This window comes from Flavobacterium sp. FlaQc-57 (genome assembly GCF_044007395.1).
Classification (GTDB): Bacteria; Bacteroidota; Bacteroidia; order Flavobacteriales; family Flavobacteriaceae; genus Flavobacterium.
Genome location: NZ_JBIPDA010000001.1, coordinates 1,188,975 through 1,210,793, shown reverse-complemented (window position 1 = coordinate 1,210,793; position 21,819 = coordinate 1,188,975). Strand labels below are relative to the sequence as shown.

The window sequence follows — 21,819 nt, the reverse complement described above, 5'->3', positions numbered from 1 at the left end:
AATGTTAAATTGGTTTGGAACTCGCAAAAGTGGATTATTACTCTATGTTTTTTTCGATGTAATTAGAACTTAATAAATACAAAGCTCCCATATACTTAATATTAAAAGAAACTAAATCGCCAACTTTATATTTTTTTGAAGAACTCGAAATATCAATTACCAACATATCAGAGCTGGCATCGACTATTGTAATTTCCTGATCTACTGCTTCTAAATATTGTGGTTGCATATCGAGTAATCCGATATCCAGAATAGCTCTTAAAGAAGTTCCTCCAAAATCTTCGGTATCATTCATAGAGAACGTATTTCCAGCGACATTTTCGCCAAGTTCTCCTGTCGGAATATCTGGTTTTTCGGTTATTTCTATGATTTCGGCAAAAAGCTTAAAGACGTCATTGTGCATACCTTTAATAGTTTCGCCGGTAAATAAATCTTTTCCAAAAAATAATGCTTCACCAATTCTAAAATGATTTACATCCATTGGTCTGGCATTTTTAAGTAATAAAGGTATCGCAACAGATGTTCCGCCAGAAACCCAAGGAATTGTAATGCCGAATTTCGCTTCGATAAGTTGTTTATACAAACTCAACTGGATTAGTTTATCCTGAGTTGGCATTACGCCGCTTAGACAATTTAAGTTGGTACCAATTCCTAGAATTTCAATATTTGGCATACTTATAATTGAGCCATAAAATTCGATTAAATCTTCGCCCATAACACCTTCGCGCAAATCTCCCATTTCGATCATAATGATGATTTTATGAGTTTTGTTTTGCTTTTTAGCTTCGTCTGAAAGCATTTGAATGGTATAAATTTCGGTATTAAAACTTACATCGGCATATTTTACAATATTTGGAATACTTCGTTTTGCTGGCGGTTTTATGTAAACGGTTTGAATAGTAGGATCAAGCGATTTTATTTTCTTTAAATTACTTACTCGGGAATCATGTATTTCTTTGACTCCCAATGAAATGATTTCTTTTAGGTAAATTTTGTTTCCACATAAAAGTTTCGATACAACTCCCCATTGAATGTTTTTTAATTCAAAAAGTGAATTCAGGAAAGTGTAATTTTCTTTTAGTTTCTTACGGTATAATTTTATGAATGCCATTTGGCTTTTTTTTATTGAATTTATTAATTCGGGTTTATTTAATTAACCTCATTTCAAGATATTTATTCGTAAATCCGAGTTTTTCGTATAATTTTTTAGCAGGATTGTCGGGCTCTACGTGTAGCGCAATATTTCCTTCGGCAACAGCAATGGCTTTCTCCATTAGTTTTTTTCCATATCCTTTTCCTCTTTCCGAATTGTCAACAGCAATATATACCAGAAGGTTCTCAGGAATAAAATCTTTCATTCCAGTATTGTTTAAAACCACAGCTCCAACAATTTTCTGATTTTCTAGTCCAATAACGATATTACCTCCTTTGTTCGGATTCATTGCATAGGCAATACATTTAAGAATATCATCTATTTCGTCACCATATTGTTCCAAATGAATGTGTAAAAAAGCAGCAATAATTTCGGGTGTATATGTCTCGTCTGGTCCAGTAATTGGATTAATTAATTTAAATTCCATTGTTTAAATTTTTAGATTATTTGTACTGATAGTAAAATTTCAGCAGATAAAAAGATGCAAAATCAATTGCAGTAAGATTCCTAGAACTAGAAATCGAATTTTTCGATAGAAATCGATGATATTTTCGCAAGATAAGCATAAATACTGGTTAAATCCCAATAAAATATGGTCTTTTTGTTTTTTAGCCTTTTGTGACGTTTTTCAAATTATAATTATTTGTACTATTTTAACTGTTAAATAAAATTAAATTTAGTAGTTTTAAAAATATTTAATGAGAAGATTTTATGTTAGTAAAAGTTTACGGAAGTGCTGTTTTTGGAGTAGAAGCAACGACTATAACAGTCGAAGTACACATGGATAAAGGAATTGGTTATCACTTAGTTGGATTGCCGGACAATGCAATAAAAGAAAGTAGTTATCGAATTGCTGCCGCTCTTAAAAACAACGGATTAAGTTTACCGGGAAAAAAAATAACCATCAATATGGCACCCGCTGATCTTCGAAAAGAGGGTTCTGCTTATGACTTGCCTTTGGCAATGGGGATTTTAGTTGCTTCAGATCAGATAAAAGCTCCGGAAATTGATCAGTACATTATTATGGGAGAACTTTCTCTAGACGGAAGTTTGCAACCCATTCGTGGTGCATTGCCAATTGCTATAAAAGCAAAAGAAGAAGGATATAAAGGTTTCTTTCTTCCGATTCAAAATGCAAAAGAGGCTGCTATAGTTACCGGTTTGGATGTTTACGGAGTTGAGAAGCTACAGGAAGTAATTGATTTTTTTGCCGGAAAAGGAACTCTTGAACCAACTATAATTGATACAAGAGCTGAATTTTATAAAACCTTGGACTTTCCAGAGTTTGATTTTTCTGATGTTCGTGGACAGGAAAGTATAAAACGTTGTATGGAAATTGCCGCAGCCGGAGGTCACAACATTATTTTAATTGGTCCGCCCGGAGCAGGAAAAACAATGTTGGCAAAAAGAGTTCCAAGTATTTTGCCGCCAATGACTTTGCGTGAAGCTTTAGAAACAACTAAAATTCATAGTGTCGCCGGAAAATTAAAAGAAGTAGGGTTAATGAATCAAAGGCCTTTTAGAAGCCCGCATCATACTATTTCGAATGTTGCGCTTGTAGGAGGTGGAAGTTATCCTCAGCCAGGTGAAATTTCTATGGCGCACAACGGAGTTTTATTTTTGGATGAATTGCCAGAATTCAAACGCGATGTTTTAGAGGTGATGCGTCAGCCGCTTGAAGATCGGGAAGTCACTATTTCGAGAGCTAAATTTACGGTAACTTATCCCTCGTCGTTTATGTTGGTGGCTAGTATGAACCCAAGTCCAAGCGGTTTTTTTAATGATCCAAGTATGCCAAATACGTCATCTCCACATGAAATGCAGCGCTATTTGAGTAAAATTTCGGGTCCATTATTAGACCGAATTGATATTCATATTGAAGTTACACCGGTTCCTTTCGAAAAATTAGCCGACGATCGAAAAGCTGAAAGTAGTGTAGAAATTCGAAAACGAGTTACCGCAGCGCGCGAAATTCAAACCAAGCGATTTGAAGAAATGGAAAACATACATTACAATGCTCAAATGAGCAGTAAATTAATTCGGGAGTTTTGTGCGCTTGACGATCAATCGAAAGAATTGTTAAAAACGGCTATGGAACGACTCAATCTTTCTGCACGAGCTTACGATAGAATTTTGAAAGTTTCGAGAACTATTGCCGACTTAGACAATGCACCAACTGTAGTTTCTCAACACATTGCCGAAGCTATTCAATACAGAAGTTTGGATCGTGATGGTTGGTTGGGGTAGCACTTTAGAAGATTATTAACCGCAAAGTACGTTAAGGTTTAATTTTGTATCACTAACAGAAAACACAAAGTTCACAAAGCTGAATCTACAAATAGCTTTGTGAACTTTGTGTTTTATAAAATTGTGTATAGAAAAACTTTGCGTGCTTTGAGGTTAAATATTACTCAAATTTCAAATTTGCATTTCTTGACATTAAATAAGAAGTAAGTTTTTTTATTTTGCCATTTTGCATTTCAAAAACATCACAAAAAACCGCGTCTAGAATATTGCCATTTTTCATGTTTCCCTGAACAGCACCTTCGGCAATAACAATATCATTTTCTTCAACCAGTTTTACGATTTGAATTGTAGGGCTCCCAACAAAATTGTCATTTTCAATTTCTTTATCAAAAGCTTCTTTTCCAACATGCTGATAAATTCCTGGCATTTCCCAAATGATATCATCAGTCAGGCAAGCCAAAATTCGTTTATGGTCACTTACTCTAAAAGCATCCATGTATTCGTTTACAGTTTGTTTATTTAGTGTCATAATCAGAGAATTAAATTTAAAATTACTGATTTTTAGAGATATACCAAAAACTCATTTTTCTTCTTGTTGTAAAACCTAGTTTCTCATAAAGCTTAATTGCGCCAATGTTACTTTCTACAACATGCAAAAACGGAATTTTATCTTGATCGAAAATTCTATTGACAACATGAGCGATTAACTGTTTTGCATAACCTTTTCCGGTGTGATCAGGATGCGTAATTATGGCGCTGACTTCTGTAAAACGATCCATTTTCATGCGTTCTCCGGTAATTGCAATTAATTGCTCGCCTTTGAAAATTCCAAAATAATCGCCCAATAAAGGAGTTTTATCTTTAAAATATCCAGGCTGAACTAAATTCACCAAATCACATAATGCTTCATTATGTTTTTCAGTAAGCTTGACGATCTCCACTTCAATAGGTAATTCAATTTTTTCATGAACAATCATTTGAAGACAAACTAATTCTTTTTCAACTTTCAAAAAATCAGGAAGAGAAGGCTGGTCTCCAACGATAAAAAGACTTTCGGTTAACGCTGCATATTGATTTGCTGCATCTTTGGTGCTTTCAAGTTGAATAAAACCTCCAAACGGGCAATAATCAGGATTGTAGAATTTTGTATTTCCGTAATCAATAGCAAATTCGGTATGAACTTCTGACAAGGAATTCCAAACCGGATTATCTAATTTATATTCTTCTGTACTTTTCATTATTAATGACTTTATTTTATTCTTTAGGTTTTGGATATAAAACTCTAAATGAATTAGAAACTGCCGGATGTAAAATAGTAGCGTGGTTTTCGAGAGGTAAGTAATCAAAATATACTTTTACATTTTTGCTTTTAGTAGCTTTAATTTTCTCAGCAAGCAAATTAGCATCAACTTCCATTACTCTCGGAATTTCGGTTGGAGTAAGTCCTTCCTTTCCAACGGCAATATAAATATCAGTTGGCTGATTAAAATTTTCCTGAAAAATGGCAGAATCTTGATTTAACAAAGAACCATTATTCCACCATAAACTTGGACTAACGATAATGTATTTATTGAAAAGGTTTGGTTTCTTCAATAAGATTTCTGTTTCTAATAATCCGCCTAAAGATTGTCCAATAATCGTTTTAGAATTGGTTGTTTTGTATTTTTTATCTATAAAAGGCTGTAATTCTTTCTCAATAAAAGCAATAAATTTATCGGAATGTCCCGAAGTTGGAAAACGTTTTTGATCTTTTTCAATAGTTGTCGGAAACGTAAAATCTCTTCTTCTGTCAACAGTAGCAATTCCAACCACTATTGATTTTGGAACCTGATCTACCCATTCAAAACTATTAAATTGTACCAATCCGGAAATATGAATAAAATCTTCATCAGCAGAACCATCCAATAAATAAATTACAGGATATTTTGTAGCGTCGTTTGAGTTGTAACCTTCGGGAAGATAGATATTCAGGATTCTTTTTTCATTCAGTTCTTTCGATTGAATTTCGTCAATAACTCCTAATACAAAAGGTTTATTACTTTCTGTTGATTTGGATTTATTGGTTTGGCTAAAAATTAAAGTTGGAGTAAATAATAAAAAGAGAAAGGCAATGTATTTATTCATTTTGGAGTATTTAATTGGTATTATTGTTTTGTATTATTTTGGATTGTAAAATTTTCTCTAAATCTATGATGTTTTTTTTATTTCAAATCTGTCAGTGTAGATTTTACCAAGGCATGGTTTAGAATAGGAAAAGTTTGTAGTGCCAAATTTAAAAGATTTTTCTGGTTCAATTTCATTTAGAATGATAGACTAATTCTTCAAATGGGAGAAGTTTTTTTAATCATATAAAAAAGTATTTTTTCAAATCGAAAAAGCAAGTTTATAATTGTAAATGAACAGCAATATATTACAATTATTACTAAAATTTAGGTATTCGGAAAAAAATAAAAACCCCGATCGCCTTTTGGAGAACGGGATTAATAGCTATAAAACATATTTTTATTACCCTTTCGAAGCAAAAATTTTGTCTAGACCTTCCAGAGCAATCGTAAATCCTTCTTTGAAACCCATTTCGATAATTTTTTCGATATCGGCTAAGTTTTCGTGTTTAATCGCAATATCAACGAAGGTAGAACTTCCTTGTTCTGAAAAGTTTACATTCCAATCAGAACGTGGGAAATCAGGATTTAGATTTCCTTCTTTATCGCAAAAAGCATCCAGATATTTAAAATTTGTTTTTGGCGTAATCGAAGTAAAATCGGCTATAGCCCAATGCTCTTCACCTTCAGGACCAACCATCGCATAAAGTCTGCGTCCGCCTTCTTTAAATTCCATGCTCTTTGTTTTGGACTTCCACGGAGATGGCGCCCACCATTGGTCTAATATTTCAGCCTCAGTCCAAGCCGACCAAACATTGGCAAGCGATGCGCTGAACTCACGTTTTACATTTACCGTTTTGTTTTCTTTGTTTACAGTAAAATTCATCAAAAGATTAGATTTCATTTTTTTATTTTTTAGATTATTAATGTTTAAACTAATGAATTGAAAAGGTTTTTATTTTCGTGCTTCAAAGATTTTATCTAAGCTTGCCATTGTCACTGTGATTCCTTCCTTGAATCCCATTTCAATTAATTTTTCTAATTCTGCAAGGCTATCTCGTTTAATTGCAATATCAACAAATGTCGAATTATCTTGTTCAGAGAAAGATACGTCCCAGTAAGAACTTGCAAAAATTGAATTAGGATTCCCTTCCGGGTCGCAAAAAGTAGCAGAGTATTTAAAATTTGTTTTTGGCGAAATTGAAGTGTAATCAAAAGTACTCCAACGTTCTTCACCTTCTAAACCAACCATGGCATACAATCTTCGACCGCCTTCTTTAAATTCCATACTTTTTGTTTGAGATCTGAATGGGGCAGGAGCCCACCATTGGTCTAATATTTCAGCTTCTGTCCAAGCTGACCAAACGTCTGACAAAGGAGCGTTAAACTCACGTTTGATGTTTACTGTTTTGTTTTCTTTGTCTACCGTAAAATTCATTAAAAGATTAGATTTCATTTTCTTTAGATTTTAAATTCATCAATACTTGGTCTAATTGACTAAAACGGCTTTCCCAGATTTGTTTAAATTGTTCCATCCATTGGTCAACTTCTTTCATTTTATCAATTTTAAGTTGGTAATAAATTTCTCTGCCAACTTTTGTTTCGTTTAACAACTCACATTCGTTGAGGATTTTAATGTGTTTAGAAACGGCTTGTCTTGTCGTATTAAATTGTTCTGCAATTGCATTTGGTGTCAAAGCATTACTGGCAATCAATACTAAAATTGCTCTCCGAGTCGGGTCGGCAATCGCTTGAAAAATATCTCGTTTCATTTTTAAATTATTTTAATACGCAACTAATCAGTTGCAAATATACGCAACTTTTTGGTTGCACGATGTTTTTTCATTGTTTTTTTAATTTGGTTGTAAAAAAAAAGATGCACATTTGTGCATCTTTACATTTTGTATTTAATCTATTTGCATTCCGCTTTCGGCATCAAATTGTTTTCTTTCGCTTTCGGACATTCGGTTTCTTAGAACTTTTATGGTATAACCTCCAAATAATTTTCCGTTTTCAATATACATCCAGTCGCTAATATTTTTATTATCCACATTTATTGTGTCTCCAATTTTATAGTCCGTAATATATTCGGGTTCATTATCTAAAACTCCTGTATATTTCCCCTCTTTAAATTCAACATTACTTAACCAAATATGCTCAGTATTCTGTTGATTTTTAAATTTAACTTTTAAGGATTTAACTTCAATTTTTGGATTGGTTAATGCGGTGTTGAAATCGGCTAAACTTTGATTGGCTTTTTTTATTGCCTCAGTCATTTCTTTATCATTGCCTTCAACGTTGTAAATGTCAGGTTGGTTTTCTCTTTCAACTTTGTCTGATTTTTTACAGCTTATAAGACAAAAGATAATTGATGCAATTAGAATTTTGGTTTTCATCGTAGTTATTTTAATTTAAATAGTAAAGTGTTTATCCTCTAAATTTATTTCGAACAATAATGTCTTTAAGTCTTGCTTTTAAATCTTCACCTGTATCAAAAACCATTTGTTCGTTGTTTGGAAAAGGAACCGGACGTCTATCAAAATAATTCAAATAATTATCTTCACAAGCATTTCGATCACCTTTATATCTGGAGTAAATATTCTCAAAAATAAATTCGCTGCTTACAGGAAACGATTGTAATAATTGATTCGTTTTTAGATCAACGTAATCTACTTTTGCCGTTATCTGACACGATTTAAATTGTCTGAATTCGTATATTTTTGCACGGAGTATTCTATAATTATCCACTTTTATTTCTTTGCCAAGGCTATCTTTAACAGGTCTTCCGCGGCCATCCAAAAGCGTTTTTACACCGTCTTTAATCTGTCTTTCCTTACTGAATTCTTTCTCTTTAATTTGTTCTGGCGAAATATTAATTTGGACAAAATTGATAATCAAACTATAATCGTACGAAACATTTTTTTGTCGCGCGCTATGATAAACCGTCCATTTATCGTTTAAACCGTAGGTTTTAAAATCCAGTAAATCATCCTGAAGCTGCCTCGGAATCACCATATTGGTTTCATTTGTAGCATAAACATCAACGAAATCAGTTCCTTTATACAAGGCATCACTCATTAATTTTTTAGTATTCTTATATCCTGGATTAATACTTTCCAGATAGAAAAAATCATCATAAGCCTTTCTGAAATCCAATTTGTTATTCGATTTTAAAAGCGTTGATGCATTTTCATATAAATACTTCGACAGCGCATTTTTACTGCTTACAATCTCATTTGAATAATTATCAAACGGAAAAGAAGCATTTTTTCCCAGTTTCAATAAAGGCAATGGTAATAAAGGTCTAATTTTTTCCTGACGATTATTCAGCTGTAAATAGGTGTTATAAATACGCTCTGCATTTGCAGGATTTGCTTCTTTATTCATCAAATCAAGATTGCGTAAATCTCTGTCTTTTCCTTTTGCAAAAGCCTCTTCGAGCAAATAGACATAATCCTGTTTTCCTTTCGAATCTTTTTTAGTTCTCAAAGCCTCGACAGCTCGGTCTATTGCGCCATCATAATTGCCATCGCTAATTAATGATTGAGTAGTTTTTACGCCGCACGACGAAAGTGCCAAAAATAATATTGAAAACAGTAAAGTAATTTTTTTCATTCTAAAGACCAATTGATTTTGAAGGTGTAAATATATCGGTTTTTAGATAAATTCAGATAAGGTAATTTTTAAATTTATGAAGCAGTAATTTCCGTTTTCATAATAAGCATCCGTCCCGCTTTCTCCTTTATCTCTCCATTTCATTACGAGGATATCGGCTTTATCGGGGCTAGATTAGAAATTTTGTTTTTCATAAGAAATAGAGTAAGAAAATTTAATTACAGAGATTTCTGCTAATGCTCAGGTTATCATGTTTGTTTATTAAAAATTCTACATTCCGGGCCAGTATAGAACATTAAATTTATGTCCGTCCGGATCAGAAAAACCAAAAGTATATCCTTGTTGGTATTTTGACGGTTCGAGGAAAATTTTTCCTCCGGCCTTTCTAACTTCCTCAGCCCATTGATCGACTTCTTCAATGTTCTTTGCTGATAGACTGAATATAATTTCATTTCCGGTAGATAAATCTGCTACTTTAGGAACAAACTTTTCAAGCTGTTCTTTTACAAAAAAGTGAATTATAAAATTTTCATCTCCAAAAATAAAGCTTCGTAATTCGTTATTTGTATTATGGCCGTTTGGTTTAAAACCCAAATCAGTATAGAATTTAGTAGTTCGGTCTAAATTTTCTACGCCCATATTGGCCCATATTTTTTTAGTTTCCATATAATTCATTTTAAAAATTAGAATTCAATTCCGGTCATAAAATAATCGGACAATAAATTTATGAAATTTTAAACTGAAAATTATAGAAATGGAGATGTATGGCAATGCATCTAGCTTTTGGTAGAATATTATTTTACCTGTTTTCTAATTTTTACCTGGTAAATAATTTCCCAAAAGACAATTGAAAAAACAGCATTGGCAAATATGGCTGTTTTTACCTGATAAGGATCATACTTTAAAAGCAAGTGTAAGTTTGTAAACTTCACGGCCAAGAATAGGCTTAAAGCCGCAATTGCGATAGATAAGATTATATTTAGCAAAGGTGTCCACTTTAAAGCGAAGAAAGTATAAAGTATGTTTAAAACAGCAAAACCACAGCCTAAAGTTACATACGGATCCGTTTTTAATGTTTCACCCAATGTAAGTAAAGATGAAGTTGTTGAAAGATATAAGAAGAATAAGATTGAATAAATTAAAATTCGGATTTGAGGTTTCATTTTGATATTTTTTTTGTGTAACAAAATTACAAATTAAAAATGAAGCTGGGATTAGTATGGAATTGAATTATGTTTTGTATATACTTATGCTAGCGCGAGTGTCCCGCTCGTGACTGCAATGTTTTTTTAGTTTTTCATAGGGCTTGCATGTCTAGTGTTCACGAGCGGGACGCTCGCGCCAGCAGCGGGGTGTTATTCATCATCTTTGAGATACCTGCTGTCAAAATAAATCTTGTATTCCATTGTATTTTTTTCTTTATAAAGGTCTCCAGTTTTTTTGTCTTTCATTTCAACAAAGTAATCTTCGCTTAAAAAATCGACACAGCCATAAATATGTTTACGATCAGATTTATTGTTGGGTAATCTGTTGAGAACAAGTTTTGAAGTTCTTGTATAAACGAGTATTTCGCTTTTAGCATCTACCTGTTCTCTACTTGTAAAATAAGAGGGATAACCCCAAGACATGCGTAATTTTACTTCGGCAGTTTTGTTTGGAAACACTTTAGCAACGAAACCATATCTTTGAAATCTAGAGCCAAAGCCACCTTTAATAATAAGTGTATCATTTTTGTAATAATGATTGCACATAAAGTCTTTTTTTGTAAAATCATTTTTTAGATGATCATAAAATATAGTGTCTTCAACCATATTTTTTCCTCTATAAACTGTTCCATAAATAGAATCTATCGCATATTGTGATCCGTTGTTTGTTGTATTTATATTTTCAAGAGCCAACGCTTTTATTTTTGGGTCTAAAATTATTTTGATTGTTTTTTGAGAATAAATAAAACTTACTGATAAGACAAAAAATAATGTGAGTAGATTTAATTTCATAGGTTTAAAATTTGGATTGGAATTTTGGTTGTGCACAAAAAAAGCACAAAATAAAAATATATTTGTGCTTTCGTAAAATTTATTATTGAGGAATTATTTTCCTTTTAGTAATTTTTCTAAATATTCGTTTTTGTCTTTTTCAACTTGAACTAAGCGTTCGTAAAGTTCGACAACTTTATCAAGTGGATTGAAGTTACAAGAATTATTGGTTATAAAACTTCCCGTAACAGATTCATTAAAAGTATTAAAATAGTTAAATACATTTTCTTCTGAAAAACTTTTAATAGCTTCTACCGTAACACCAAGTGCTTCTGCAATATTAGCAAGTTTAATTTCGTCAATCGTTTCGCTTCCTTCAATACCAGAAATAGCCTGCTGATTTGTACCAATTGCCTGCGCAAGTGCTTCCTGCTTCATACCTCGAAGTTCCCTGATTCGGCTTATGTTTCTGCCGATATGTTTTGGTTTTGCTGTTGTGCTCATAATTTCAAAGGTATTTATTTTTTTTGATTTTATTGAAGAGTAAATATATGATTTTTCTGAGGAGATTTGTTATTCGAAGTTTCAGTTTTCAAGTCTCAATTATCCACAATCTTGTCATTTCGACGGAGGAGAAATCTTCACAAGAAACTCTACAAAGAATGGAAATGTTGCACAGAGATTTGCTTATGAAGTCATACAAACAAATAATTCAAAAAATCCAGATTTGGATTAATAGTCTTAATTAATTCGATTTTCTTTTCTCTTCGCCAGTCTTTTACTTCTTTTTCACGAGAAATTGCTTCTTGAATCCAAGTAAACTTTTCATAATACAGCAAGAATGTAACATTGTACTTTGATGCAAAGGTTTTGTTTCCGTTTGTGTTGCTTTCTGTATGTTGACTTAAACGAATTCTCAAATTATTAGTAACTCCAGTATATAAAACAGTTTTAGATTTGTTGGTTATTATGTATAAGTAGTAAGTATGATAGCCTTCTTGTAATTGCATTTAAATTATTTTTGGCTAAAGATAAAAATATTTTAAGAATTTTCTTATGTTTTAATTTGTTGTGATATGCTTTGTAGAGCTTCTTGCGAAGATTTCTCCTTACGTCGAAATGACAAAACTGACTTGTTTCTTTGTGTATGTTGCTTCTGAAGCCTCGAAATCGCTCAGTCTGACAAACGTTAAAAGACTAAAACAAAAAAATCCCGCCTCAATTAAGAAACGGGATTAATATAGATATTCTCTTTTTTTTTATTTTAAACTGTTGCAGCAACTTCTTGTGGCAACGGAATTTGATTGGTAAGTAAATCTTCAAAAGTTTCTTGTTTACGAATTAAGATTCCCTGACCGTCTTTCCATAAAACTTCGGCCGGTTTGTATCTTGAATTGTAGTTCGAAGCCATTGAGAAACAATATGCTCCGGCGTTTCTGAAAGCAAGGACATCACCTTCTGTAATTTGTGAAATTTTGCGGTTATTGGCAAAAGTATCCGTTTCGCAAATGTATCCTACAACAGAGTAAAAACGCTCTTTTCCTTTTGGGTTTGAGATGTTTTCGATATGGTGTGAAGAACCGTAAAACATAGGACGAATTAAGTGGTTGAAACCACTATCTATTCCTGCAAAAACTGTTGAAGTTGTTTGTTTTACTACGTTTACTTTTGCTAAGAAGAAACCTGCTTCGCTCACTAGGAATTTTCCCGGTTCGAAAATTAAGGTTAAATCTTTACCATATTCTGCGCAGAATGAGTTGAATCTTTTTGATAATTTTTTACCTAATTCTTCGATATCTGTTTCGATGTCGTCTTTTTTGTAAGGTACTTTGAATCCGCTTCCGAAATCTAAGAATTGTAAATCTTTGAAATGTTTAGCAGTATCAAACAAGATTTCAGCAGCATACAAGAATACTTCGATATCTAAAATATCAGATCCTGTGTGCATATGAATTCCAACAATGCTCATTTTTGTATTCTCAACAATTCGCAAGATATGTGGAATCTGGTGAACAGAAATTCCAAATTTACTATCGATATGTCCTACCGAAATATTTGCGTTTCCGCCTGCCATTACGTGTGGGTTGATACGAATACATACTGGAATATTAGGGTGTTTTGTCCCAAATTGCTCCAGAATAGATAAGTTGTCAATATTGATTTGAACACCCATTGCGGCAACTTCTTCGATTTCTTCAAGAGAAACTCCGTTTGGTGTAAAAAAGATTTTTTCAGGTTCATAGCCAGCATGAAGTCCTAATAAAACTTCTTGAATAGATACAGTATCTAAACCAGACCCCATGTTCTTTAATAACTGAAGAATCGCAACGTTAGACAATGCCTTCATGGCATAATTAACTCTCAAGTTTTCTACCTTAGAGAAAGCTTTAGTTAATCTGTTGTACTGAGATTGGATTTTTTCGGCATCATAAACATATAATGGACTTCCAAATTGGTCTGCTAACTGCAGTAAATCTTTTGCTTGCATTTTTAAACTATTTTGGACAAATTTATTACACTTTTGACTAACTGCAAATTAATTGTAGAAAAATAACAAATTATAACAAATTGTTTAATTTTAAACAAAAAGTTGCTTATTTTAGATTTTTATAAAACTTTTTTGAAGGTACTGAGTTCCTAAGGTTCTAAGATACTAAGTTTTTGTTGAAGATTGTTTAATGAGTAATTTTTTTTGCCACAGATTAAAAAGATTAAAAAGGATTTTTTTGTCACGAATTTTACAAAATTCACAAATTTTTACAGGCTTTGATTTTTTAATAATTCGTGAAATTCGACGCAGAAAAAGAATATAAATCTGTGGCAAAAAAAATAGCTGCTAAGACTCTAAGCTGCTAAGTGAATAAGTAAAAAAACTTAGAATCTTAGAAACTTAGTGCCTTAGCAGCTTAGTTAGTGTGTTGTTATAAGAAAATTAAAGACTTGGTAAGTCTCCGTTTCCTTTGGTTGGTAAGTTGGTATATCCCATTAAGAACATATCAACTTCTCTTGCAGCTTCGCGACCTTCTGAAATAGCCCATACAATTAATGATTGTCCTCTTCTCATATCACCAGCGGTGAAAATGTGTGGAACGTTTGTTTGATAATTTGTAGCTTTATAGTTGCTTCTCATATCTAATTCAAGACCTAATTGCTCGCTTAAAGTTTTCTCAGGACCTGTAAATCCTAATGCTAATAAAGCTAAATCGCAAGGCCAGATTTTTTCAGAACCTTCTTTTTCGATTAATTCAGGACGTTGACCTGGAGTCATTTTCCATTGCACTTCAACGGTTTTTAAACCTACTAATTCTCCTTTTTCGTTCGCAAGGAATTCCTTAGTATTGATCAACCAGTTTCTGTCGCAACCTTCTTCGTGAGAAGATGACGTTTTTAACTGCAAAGGCCAGAAAGGCCAAGGCGTAGACTCACTTCTTCCAACTGGAGGTTTTGGTAAAATCTCAAAATTTGTTACCGATTTTGCTCCGTGTCTGTTTGATGTTCCAACGCAGTCAGAACCCGTATCTCCACCACCAATTACGATAACATCTTTTCCGGTTGCTTTAACCTGATCCGGAATTGATTCTCCGTATAAAACTTTAGTTTGTTGCGTAAGAAAATCCATTGCCTGAACAACGCCTTTGCTTTCGATACCTTTAGTTGGCAAACTTCTTCTTTCAGTTGCTCCACCGCATAATACGATAGAATCAAAAGAATTTAATTCTTCAACGCTAAAGTTAACTCCAACATTTACATTGGTTTTAAAAGTGATTCCTTCAGCTTCAAGGATTAATACACGTCTGTCGATGATTCCTTTTTCAAGTTTGAAATTCGGAATTCCGTAACGTAATAAACCTCCAATAGCATTGTCTCTTTCAAAAACAGTTACGGTGTGACCTGCTCTGTTTAATTGCTGAGCAGCTGCTAATCCTGCAGGACCTGAACCAATAACGGCTACAGTTTTTCCTGTTCTGGTTAGTGGTGCTTGTGGTTTGATCCAACCTTCAGCAAAACCTCTTTCGATGATGTTTTTCTCGATGTTTTCGATCGCAACAGGCTCTTTAATGATTCCTAATACACATGATTTCTCACATGGAGCAGGGCATAAGCGACCTGTAAATTCCGGAAAGTTATTAGTCGATTGTAAAATCTCTAATGCACTTTGCCATTCTTCCTGATGTACCATGTCGTTGAAATCAGGAATTAAATTTCCTAATGGACAAGAACTGTGGCAAAAAGGAATACCGCAATCCATACATCTTGAACCTTGTTCTTTTATTTTATCTTTTGCTAACGGAATAGTGAATTCGTTGTAGTTTGAAACACGTTCTAGTACTGCTAAATTACTTTCGTCGGCTCTGTTATATTCTTTAAATCCGCCTATTTTACCCATGACATTTTTATTAAATTTAGTTGTGAGATATGAGATGTGAGAAGTAAGTTGAAAAAACTCAAACTTAGTACCTTTGCACCTTTGTAACTCAGAACCTTTTAATCAGCTATTAATTCTTCTATTTTTTTCTCTTCTGCAATTCGTTGTAATGCTTTTTTGTAATCAGTTGGCATTACTTTTACGAAATGTTTCTGTTGATTTTCCCAGTCTGCTAAAATTCTTTTTGCTAATGGACTGCTAGTGTACAATGAATGGTTTTTGATCAATCGTCTTAGTTTGGTCACATCCTCTTCTTCGATCGGATCAAAGGCAACCATTTCCATGTTGCATAAAGTTGCGTCAAATTGTTGATTTGGATCGTAAACATAAGCAACACCACCGCTCATACCAGCTGCGAAGTTTCTTCCTGTTTTTCCTAAAACAACCACTGTACCACCTGTCATGTACTCACATCCGTGATCTCCAATTCCTTCAACAACCGCAGTTGCTCCAGAATTTCTTACACAAAAACGCTCTCCAGCCATACCATTAATATAAGCCTCTCCGGTAATAGCTCCATAAAGGGCAACGTTACCAATAATGATATTTTCTTCAGGTTTGAAGGTTGCAGTAGGAGGGACTTTGATGATCAATTTTCCTCCAGATAATCCTTTTCCTAAATAATCATTACAGTTTCCGTGAATTTTAAACGACAATCCGTTTGTTGCAAAAGCACCAAAACTTTGTCCGGCAGAACCTTCAAAATCAACTAAAATAGTGTCATCAGGTAATCCTTGTGCGCCGTATATTTTTGAGATTTCATTACTCAAAATAGCACCTACAGAACGGTCTGTATTTTTAATTTTAAATGTAACTCTTGTTTTTTCTTTTCTATAAATAGATGGAATAGCTTCTTTGATGATTGCAAAATCCAATACGTTTTCAAGTTGGTGATCTTGTTCCGTTGTATTGTGAATCGGTTCTGTTTTTGCTTTTTCCGGCTTGTATAGAATAGAAGACAGGTCTAAACCATTTGCTTTATAATGTTTGATAGCTTTGTTCACATTTAATTTTTGTGACTGACCTACCATTTCTTTCAATGTTCTGAAACCTAACTGAGCCATGATTTCTCTTAACTCTTCAGCAATAAAATACATGAAGTTGATGACGTGCTCTGGAGTTCCTTTGAAATTTTTTCTCAATTCAGGATCCTGAGTTGCGATACCAACCGGACAAGTATTTAAGTGACAAGCTCTCATCATAATACAACCAGAAGCTACAAGTGGAGCAGTAGCAAAACCAAATTCTTCAGCTCCTAATAATGCAGCGATAGCTACGTCACGACCCGTTTTCAATTGTCCGTCACATTCAAGAACTACACGGCTTCTTAAATCATTTAAGATCAAAGTTTGTTGTGCTTCAGCTAATCCAAGTTCCCACGGAATACCTGTGTGTTGCAATGAAGTTAATGGTGCAGCACCAGTTCCTCCATCATAACCTGAAATTAAGATAACGTCAGCTTTTGCTTTGGCAACACCGGCAGCAATTGTTCCAACTCCAACTTCAGAAACTAATTTTACGTTTACACGTGCTTCACGATTGGCATTTTTTAAGTCGAAAATCAACTGAGATAAATCCTCAATAGAGTAAATGTCGTGGTGAGGCGGAGGCGAAATCAAACCTACATAAGGTGTAGAGTTTCTAGTTTCAGCAATCCAAGGCACCACTTTTTCTCCAGGTAATTGTCCACCTTCTCCAGGTTTAGCACCTTGAGCCATTTTAATCTGGATTTCTTTAGCATTTGTCAAATAGTTGATTGAAACACCAAAACGTCCTGATGCCACTTGTTTGATGGCACTGTTTCTAGAATCTCCGTTAATTTCTTTCTGGAAACGTTTTGGATCTTCTCCACCTTCTCCAGAGTTACTTTTTCCGCCAATTCTGTTCATTGCAATCGCTAAATTCTCGTGTGCTTCTCTACTGATAGATCCGTAAGACATCGCACCAGTTTTGAATTTCTTTACAATTTCTGTCCAAGGTTCTACTTCATCAATAGAAATTGGATCTAAATTATTGAATTCGAATAAACCTCTAATAGTCATTAGGTTTGAGCTTTGCTCATTCACCATATCAGAGTATTCTTTATAGCTTTCAGGACTATTCAAACGAACTGCCTGTTGTAATTTAGAAATAGTTGTCGGATTGAACATGTGTTTTTCTCCGCCACGTCTCCATCTGTAAATACCTCCAATTTCTAAAGGCAATAAGTTGGCAATTTTAGAATTTGGAAATGCTTTTTGGAAACGTTTCTTCACTTCTTTTTCTACTTCAATCAAACCAATTCCTTCAATTCTAGAAGGTGTGTATGGGAAGTATTTCGAAGTAAAAGTTTTGTTTAATCCCAAAATCTCGAAAATCTGAGCTGCTCTATACGAATGTAAAGTAGAGATACCAATTTTGTTCATGATTTTAAGGATTCCTTTTGCAATCGCTTTATTGTAATTTACAATTGCATAATCTGCTTTTACACCTGTAATGAATCCTTGGTTAACCTGATCGTGAATGATCTCGTTTACCATGTATGGATTGATTGCACTTGCACCGTATCCAAATAATAAAGCAAAATGATGTGGCTCACGAGGTTCTGCAGATTCGATTATGATTCCGAATTTAGAACGAACCTGTAAAATGTTTAATGAGTGGTGAATGTAAGAACAAGCCAATAACATTGGGATTGGAGCAAATTCTTCGCTTACACCTCTATCTGATAAAATGATGATATTACATCCTTCAGAAACTGCTTTAAACGTCGCATCAACACATTTTTCAAGCGCGCGCTCTAAACCGTTAACTCCTTTTTCTATTTTATATAAAGTAGAAATAGTAGCCGATTTGAAATCTGCGTGATCAATGTTTCTTATTTTATCCAAATCCTCGTTAGAGATAACAGGATTTTGGATTTTTAGTTTTTTACATTGCTTAGATTCAATTTCAAAAATATTGAAATCTCCACCAATTGCTAAACTGATATCAGTAATAATTTCTTCACGAATACCATCCAAAGGCGGGTTGGTAACCTGAGCAAATAATTGTTTGAAATAGTTGTACAACAATTGAGGTTGCTCTGATAAAACAGCCAATGGAGTATCGTTACCCATAGAGCTGATAGCTTCAGCACCTTGGCCTCCCATTGGGTTAATGATTGTTTTTAAATCCTCAATAGTATATCCAAATAAACGTTGTCTGGTCTGGAAATCTAATTTCTCAACCGGAGTTGGATTATTGGTATATGGAATTTTAGATAATTGTAATAAATTCTCATCGATCCATTCCTGGTACGGACGTTTTGTTACAATTGCTTTTTTAATTTCATCATCTTCAATAATACGACCTTCATTCATGTCTACCAAGAACATTTTTCCTGGTTCTAAACGACCGTGTTGTACTACATCTTCTGGTTCAACATCCAATACACCAATTTCTGATGACATGATTACGAAACCACTTTTTGTTAAAGTATAACGAGAAGGACGCAATCCGTTTCTGTCTAACAATGCACCAATTACGTTTCCGTCAGTAAACGGAATAGAAGCTGGACCATCCCAAGGCTCCATAATGCAAGAGTTGAATTCGTAGAAAGCTCTTTTTTCAGGTGACATTGTTTGGTGTTTTTCCCAAGCTTCAGGAACCACCATCATCATTGCTTCCGGTAATGAACGGCCTGTCATTAATAAAAGTTCAACCACCATATCCATAGAAGCAGAATCTGATTTTCCTTCTAAGATAATTGGGAATAATTTTTTGATGTCATCTCCAAAAATTTTGCTTTCCATAAGCTCTTCACGAGCACGCATACGGCTAACATTTCCACGAAGTGTATTGATCTCACCATTATGACACATGTATCTAAATGGCTGAGCTAATTCCCATGAAGGGAAAGTATTTGTAGAGAAACGTTGGTGAACTAACGCCAAACGAGTCACTAAATCTGGATCTTTTAAGTCAACATAATAGCGGCTGATGTCTTCTGGCATCAATAGACCTTTATATATTATGGTAGTTGTCGATAAACTAGAGAAATAAAACATATGACTTTCAGAGGTTTTAGATCCTCTAATAGCGTGTTCAGCAATTTTTCTAGCTGCAAAAAGTTTTGCATTAAATTCATTTTCAGTTAAATCCTGTCCGTTTTTAGAAACGAAAACTTGTTTAACTGTTGGTTCTTTTTCTGCGGCAATCTGCCCTAAATTTTCAACTTCAACAGGTACGTCTCTCCAACCTAGAATCTTTAAATTCTGATCCTTAATAGTTGATTCGAAAGCGTTGATGCAAAAAGAAACCTGGTTTTTGCTTTTTGGTAAAAAAACCATTCCTACTGCATACTCACGTGTTTCAGGGATTTCAAAATCACATACTTTTTTAAAGAAATCATGCGGAATGTCAAATAAAATTCCAGCCCCGTCTCCAGTTCTTCCATCAGAACTAACGGCACCACGATGTTCCAATTTAATTAAGATGTCTAATGCTTTGTGAATAATATCATTTGATTTAATACCATTCAAATTACAAATAAATCCTGCACCACAATTGTCGTGTTCAAATTCAGGCAAATAAAGCCCTTGTTCTTTAACTTTCATTCTTGATATTTTTTCTACAAAAATAAAGATTTCGTTAAACATAATGTATTGAAATTATAATTTGACTTACATTTTTGTTGTAATATTAGAAAAACGCTTCTTAAATGATAATAATTTTATTTAAAGCATTGCGAAATGTCAAAATCACAATTTGTTTTAAATTATATTAGGAAAAATCGACGCTTAGGTGCTGAAACCGCTGTATTTTTTGTTAAATCTCAAACGATATAGTGATTTTAAGTTAACATTTTACGTGCAATTGTTTAACGTTTTTTTGGCTTTGAAAGCGATTATTAATTTACATATCAAATTGACTCATTTTTAATTGAAAAAGATTTTACTATTAAGTTGAATTTTGCTACTTTTGTCGCACTTTTATTCTGAAATAAATTCAGAACCAGACAAATTCTATATTATGAACATACACGAATATCAAGGAAAAGAAATTTTAGCTAGCTACGGAGTACGCATTCAACGCGGAATTGTGGCTAATAATGCGGTTGAAGCTGTGGCTGCTGCAAAACAATTAACTGCCGAAACTGGTACAGGATGGCATGTGATAAAAGCACAAATTCACGCAGGTGGACGTGGAAAAGGTGGTGGAGTTAAGTTGGCTAAAAACTTGCAACAAGTTGAAGAAATTGCAGGACAAATCATCGGAATGCAATTGATTACACCTCAAACTTCTGCAGAAGGTAAAAAAGTAAACAAAATTTTAGTTGCTGAAGATGTTTACTATCCTGGTGAAAGTGAAACTTCTGAATTTTATGTTTCTGTTTTATTGAATAGAGCAACAGGACGCAACATGATTATGTATTCTACTGAAGGTGGAATGGATATTGAAGAAGTTGCTGAGCACACTCCACACTTAATTTTTACTGAAGAAGTAGATCCTTCTGTTGGATTACAAGGTTTTCAAGCAAGAAGAATTGCTTTTAACTTAGGTCTTTCTGGAAATGCTTTCAAAGAAATGGTGAAATTCATCGACGCACTTTACAATGCTTACATTGGTTCTGATGCTTCTATGTTTGAAATCAACCCGGTTTTGAAAACTTCAGACAATAAAATTATGGCTGTTGATGCTAAAGTAAATATCGATGATAACGCTTTATACAGACAACCAAAATATGCTGAGATGAGAGATATCCGTGAGGAGAATCCAATCGAAGTTGAAGCTAAAGAAGTAGGATTGAACTATGTAGATCTTGACGGTACTGTAGGATGTATGGTAAACGGAGCAGGTCTTGCAATGGCAACTATGGATTTAATTAAATATGCTGGTTTTGAGCCTGCTAACTTCTTAGACGTTGGTGGAACTGCTGATGCGAAACGTGTTGAAACTGCTTTCCGTATTATCTTAAAAGATCCTAACGTAAAAGCTATTTTGATCAATATTTTCGGTGGAATCGTTCGTTGTGACCGTGTGGCGCAAGGAGTTGTTGATGCTTACAAAAATATGGGAGACGCTATCAATGTGCCAATTATCGTTCGTTTGCAAGGAACAAATGCTGAAATTGCAAAAGAATTAATTGACAACTCTGGTATGCCAATCTTATCAGCTGTTCAATTTCAAGAAGCTGCTGATCAAGTTAAAGCTGCATTATCTTAATCAAATAAGATATCAATTATATAGAAAATCCTTCCGATCATTCGGAGGGATTTTTTTTTTTTGAATTGTTTTTAGCGTGAGGAGATTTAACCGCAAAGTTTGCAAAGTTTTTAA

Annotated in this window: 20 protein-coding genes; 2 read left to right on the top strand and 18 right to left on the bottom strand. The window is 33.8% G+C overall.

Annotation, left to right across the window (positions count from 1 at the left end; all coding sequences use genetic code 11):
* Nucleotides 1-37: 37 nt before the first annotated feature.
* Both ACHRVZ_RS05195 and ACHRVZ_RS05190 read right to left on the bottom strand, forming a co-directional pair.
* Nucleotides 38-1,111, bottom strand: a complete 1,074-nt coding sequence (locus tag ACHRVZ_RS05195; RefSeq protein ID WP_395421131.1) for an alanine/ornithine racemase family PLP-dependent enzyme — start codon at nucleotides 1,109-1,111, stop codon at nucleotides 38-40.
* Nucleotides 1,112-1,145: 34 nt separating this feature from the next.
* A complete protein-coding gene (locus ACHRVZ_RS05190) occupies nucleotides 1,146-1,580 on the bottom strand; it encodes a GNAT family N-acetyltransferase (protein ID WP_395421130.1) in 435 nt (144 codons plus the stop codon).
* A 284-nt stretch (nucleotides 1,581-1,864) separates the two neighbouring features.
* On the opposite strand from ACHRVZ_RS05190, the gene ACHRVZ_RS05185 reads away from it, so the two are divergent.
* Nucleotides 1,865-3,400, top strand: a complete 1,536-nt coding sequence (locus tag ACHRVZ_RS05185) for a YifB family Mg chelatase-like AAA ATPase (protein ID WP_395421129.1) — start codon at nucleotides 1,865-1,867, stop codon at nucleotides 3,398-3,400.
* 160 nt (nucleotides 3,401-3,560) lie between these two features.
* Here the strand turns inward: ACHRVZ_RS05185 and ACHRVZ_RS05180 are convergent, their stop codons facing one another.
* From ACHRVZ_RS05180 to gltB, 16 genes are all read right to left on the bottom strand, one after another.
* Nucleotides 3,561-3,929 (bottom strand): nuclear transport factor 2 family protein, encoded by a 369-nt coding sequence (locus ACHRVZ_RS05180; RefSeq protein WP_395421128.1) that lies wholly within the window; start codon nucleotides 3,927-3,929, stop codon nucleotides 3,561-3,563.
* Nucleotides 3,930-3,951: 22 nt separating this feature from the next.
* Nucleotides 3,952-4,638, bottom strand: coding sequence for a GNAT family N-acetyltransferase (locus ACHRVZ_RS05175; protein ID WP_395421127.1), 687 nt, complete (start codon nucleotides 4,636-4,638; stop codon nucleotides 3,952-3,954).
* A gap of 16 nt (nucleotides 4,639-4,654) precedes the next feature.
* On the bottom strand, nucleotides 4,655-5,524 hold the full coding sequence (locus ACHRVZ_RS05170) for an alpha/beta hydrolase (protein WP_395421126.1): 870 nt from the start codon (nucleotides 5,522-5,524) through the stop codon (nucleotides 4,655-4,657).
* Nucleotides 5,525-5,905: 381 nt separating this feature from the next.
* Entirely contained in the window at nucleotides 5,906-6,406 is a 501-nt protein-coding gene (locus ACHRVZ_RS05165) for an SRPBCC domain-containing protein (protein WP_395421125.1), read from the bottom strand.
* Nucleotides 6,407-6,457: 51 nt separating this feature from the next.
* A complete protein-coding gene (locus ACHRVZ_RS05160) occupies nucleotides 6,458-6,958 on the bottom strand; it encodes an SRPBCC domain-containing protein (RefSeq protein ID WP_395421124.1) in 501 nt (166 codons plus the stop codon).
* Nucleotides 6,948-7,274 (bottom strand): ArsR/SmtB family transcription factor, encoded by a 327-nt coding sequence (locus tag ACHRVZ_RS05155; protein ID WP_395421123.1) that lies wholly within the window; start codon nucleotides 7,272-7,274, stop codon nucleotides 6,948-6,950. The genes ACHRVZ_RS05160 and ACHRVZ_RS05155 overlap by 11 nt, the downstream gene beginning before the upstream one ends.
* A 135-nt stretch (nucleotides 7,275-7,409) precedes the next feature.
* Complete coding sequence (locus tag ACHRVZ_RS05150) at nucleotides 7,410-7,898, bottom strand: YegJ family protein (RefSeq protein WP_395421122.1); 489 nt, start codon at nucleotides 7,896-7,898, stop codon at nucleotides 7,410-7,412.
* Between the two features lie 31 nt (nucleotides 7,899-7,929).
* On the bottom strand, nucleotides 7,930-9,117 hold the full coding sequence (locus tag ACHRVZ_RS05145; RefSeq protein ID WP_395421121.1) for a hypothetical protein: 1,188 nt from the start codon (nucleotides 9,115-9,117) through the stop codon (nucleotides 7,930-7,932).
* 270 nt (nucleotides 9,118-9,387) lie between these two features.
* On the bottom strand, nucleotides 9,388-9,783 hold the full coding sequence (locus ACHRVZ_RS05140; RefSeq protein ID WP_395421120.1) for a VOC family protein: 396 nt from the start codon (nucleotides 9,781-9,783) through the stop codon (nucleotides 9,388-9,390).
* Between the two features lie 128 nt (nucleotides 9,784-9,911).
* Complete coding sequence (locus tag ACHRVZ_RS05135) at nucleotides 9,912-10,280, bottom strand: hypothetical protein (protein ID WP_395421119.1); 369 nt, start codon at nucleotides 10,278-10,280, stop codon at nucleotides 9,912-9,914.
* Between the two features lie 192 nt (nucleotides 10,281-10,472).
* On the bottom strand, nucleotides 10,473-11,114 hold the full coding sequence (locus tag ACHRVZ_RS05130) for a hypothetical protein (RefSeq protein WP_395421118.1): 642 nt from the start codon (nucleotides 11,112-11,114) through the stop codon (nucleotides 10,473-10,475).
* Between the two features lie 93 nt (nucleotides 11,115-11,207).
* Nucleotides 11,208-11,597, bottom strand: a complete 390-nt coding sequence (locus ACHRVZ_RS05125; protein WP_395421117.1) for a helix-turn-helix domain-containing protein — start codon at nucleotides 11,595-11,597, stop codon at nucleotides 11,208-11,210.
* Between the two features lie 191 nt (nucleotides 11,598-11,788).
* Nucleotides 11,789-12,103 carry a GIY-YIG nuclease family protein gene (locus ACHRVZ_RS05120; RefSeq protein WP_395421115.1) on the bottom strand — a complete coding sequence of 105 codons (315 nt, stop codon included), beginning with the start codon at nucleotides 12,101-12,103 and terminating at the stop codon, nucleotides 11,789-11,791.
* Nucleotides 12,104-12,357: 254 nt separating this feature from the next.
* Nucleotides 12,358-13,581: a diaminopimelate decarboxylase gene (gene lysA / locus ACHRVZ_RS05115; RefSeq protein ID WP_395421114.1), complete on the bottom strand. Its 1,224-nt coding sequence runs from the start codon at nucleotides 13,579-13,581 to the stop codon at nucleotides 12,358-12,360.
* A gap of 444 nt (nucleotides 13,582-14,025) precedes the next feature.
* Nucleotides 14,026-15,480 (bottom strand): glutamate synthase subunit beta, encoded by a 1,455-nt coding sequence (locus ACHRVZ_RS05110; RefSeq protein WP_395421112.1) that lies wholly within the window; start codon nucleotides 15,478-15,480, stop codon nucleotides 14,026-14,028.
* A 98-nt stretch (nucleotides 15,481-15,578) separates the two neighbouring features.
* Nucleotides 15,579-20,096 carry a glutamate synthase large subunit gene (gene gltB / locus ACHRVZ_RS05105; RefSeq protein WP_395421111.1) on the bottom strand — a complete coding sequence of 1,506 codons (4,518 nt, stop codon included), beginning with the start codon at nucleotides 20,094-20,096 and terminating at the stop codon, nucleotides 15,579-15,581.
* 415 nt (nucleotides 20,097-20,511) lie between these two features.
* Between gltB and sucC the strand changes: the two genes are divergently transcribed.
* Nucleotides 20,512-21,705: an ADP-forming succinate--CoA ligase subunit beta gene (gene sucC, locus ACHRVZ_RS05100; protein WP_395421109.1), complete on the top strand. Its 1,194-nt coding sequence runs from the start codon at nucleotides 20,512-20,514 to the stop codon at nucleotides 21,703-21,705.
* The last annotated feature ends 114 nt before the right edge of the window (nucleotides 21,706-21,819 follow it).

Excerpts from the sequence above, each read along its gene's own strand:
- sucC (WP_395421109.1), top strand. The coding sequence starts at position 20,512 with ATGAACATACACGAATATCAAGGAAAAGAAATTTTAGCTAGCTACGGA.
- ACHRVZ_RS05135 (WP_395421119.1), bottom strand. The coding sequence starts at position 10,280 with ATGAAACCTCAAATCCGAATTTTAATTTATTCAATCTTATTCTTCTTA.
- ACHRVZ_RS05140 (WP_395421120.1), bottom strand. The coding sequence starts at position 9,783 with ATGGAAACTAAAAAAATATGGGCCAATATGGGCGTAGAAAATTTAGAC.
- ACHRVZ_RS05175 (WP_395421127.1), bottom strand. The coding sequence starts at position 4,638 with ATGAAAAGTACAGAAGAATATAAATTAGATAATCCGGTTTGGAATTCC.
- ACHRVZ_RS05195 (WP_395421131.1), bottom strand. The coding sequence starts at position 1,111 with ATGGCATTCATAAAATTATACCGTAAGAAACTAAAAGAAAATTACACT.
- ACHRVZ_RS05120 (WP_395421115.1), bottom strand. The coding sequence starts at position 12,103 with ATGCAATTACAAGAAGGCTATCATACTTACTACTTATACATAATAACC.
- ACHRVZ_RS05125 (WP_395421117.1), bottom strand. The coding sequence starts at position 11,597 with ATGAGCACAACAGCAAAACCAAAACATATCGGCAGAAACATAAGCCGA.
- ACHRVZ_RS05180 (WP_395421128.1), bottom strand. The coding sequence starts at position 3,929 with ATGACACTAAATAAACAAACTGTAAACGAATACATGGATGCTTTTAGA.
- lysA (WP_395421114.1), bottom strand. The coding sequence starts at position 13,581 with ATGCAAGCAAAAGATTTACTGCAGTTAGCAGACCAATTTGGAAGTCCA.
- ACHRVZ_RS05155 (WP_395421123.1), bottom strand. The coding sequence starts at position 7,274 with ATGAAACGAGATATTTTTCAAGCGATTGCCGACCCGACTCGGAGAGCA.
- ACHRVZ_RS05170 (WP_395421126.1), bottom strand. The coding sequence starts at position 5,524 with ATGAATAAATACATTGCCTTTCTCTTTTTATTATTTACTCCAACTTTA.
- ACHRVZ_RS05185 (WP_395421129.1), top strand. The coding sequence starts at position 1,865 with ATGTTAGTAAAAGTTTACGGAAGTGCTGTTTTTGGAGTAGAAGCAACG.
- ACHRVZ_RS05160 (WP_395421124.1), bottom strand. The coding sequence starts at position 6,958 with ATGAAATCTAATCTTTTAATGAATTTTACGGTAGACAAAGAAAACAAA.
- ACHRVZ_RS05165 (WP_395421125.1), bottom strand. The coding sequence starts at position 6,406 with ATGAAATCTAATCTTTTGATGAATTTTACTGTAAACAAAGAAAACAAA.
- ACHRVZ_RS05130 (WP_395421118.1), bottom strand. The coding sequence starts at position 11,114 with ATGAAATTAAATCTACTCACATTATTTTTTGTCTTATCAGTAAGTTTT.
- ACHRVZ_RS05145 (WP_395421121.1), bottom strand. The coding sequence starts at position 9,117 with ATGAAAAAAATTACTTTACTGTTTTCAATATTATTTTTGGCACTTTCG.
- ACHRVZ_RS05110 (WP_395421112.1), bottom strand. The coding sequence starts at position 15,480 with ATGGGTAAAATAGGCGGATTTAAAGAATATAACAGAGCCGACGAAAGT.
- ACHRVZ_RS05150 (WP_395421122.1), bottom strand. The coding sequence starts at position 7,898 with ATGAAAACCAAAATTCTAATTGCATCAATTATCTTTTGTCTTATAAGC.
- gltB (WP_395421111.1), bottom strand. The coding sequence starts at position 20,096 with ATGAAAGTTAAAGAACAAGGGCTTTATTTGCCTGAATTTGAACACGAC.
- ACHRVZ_RS05190 (WP_395421130.1), bottom strand. The coding sequence starts at position 1,580 with ATGGAATTTAAATTAATTAATCCAATTACTGGACCAGACGAGACATAT.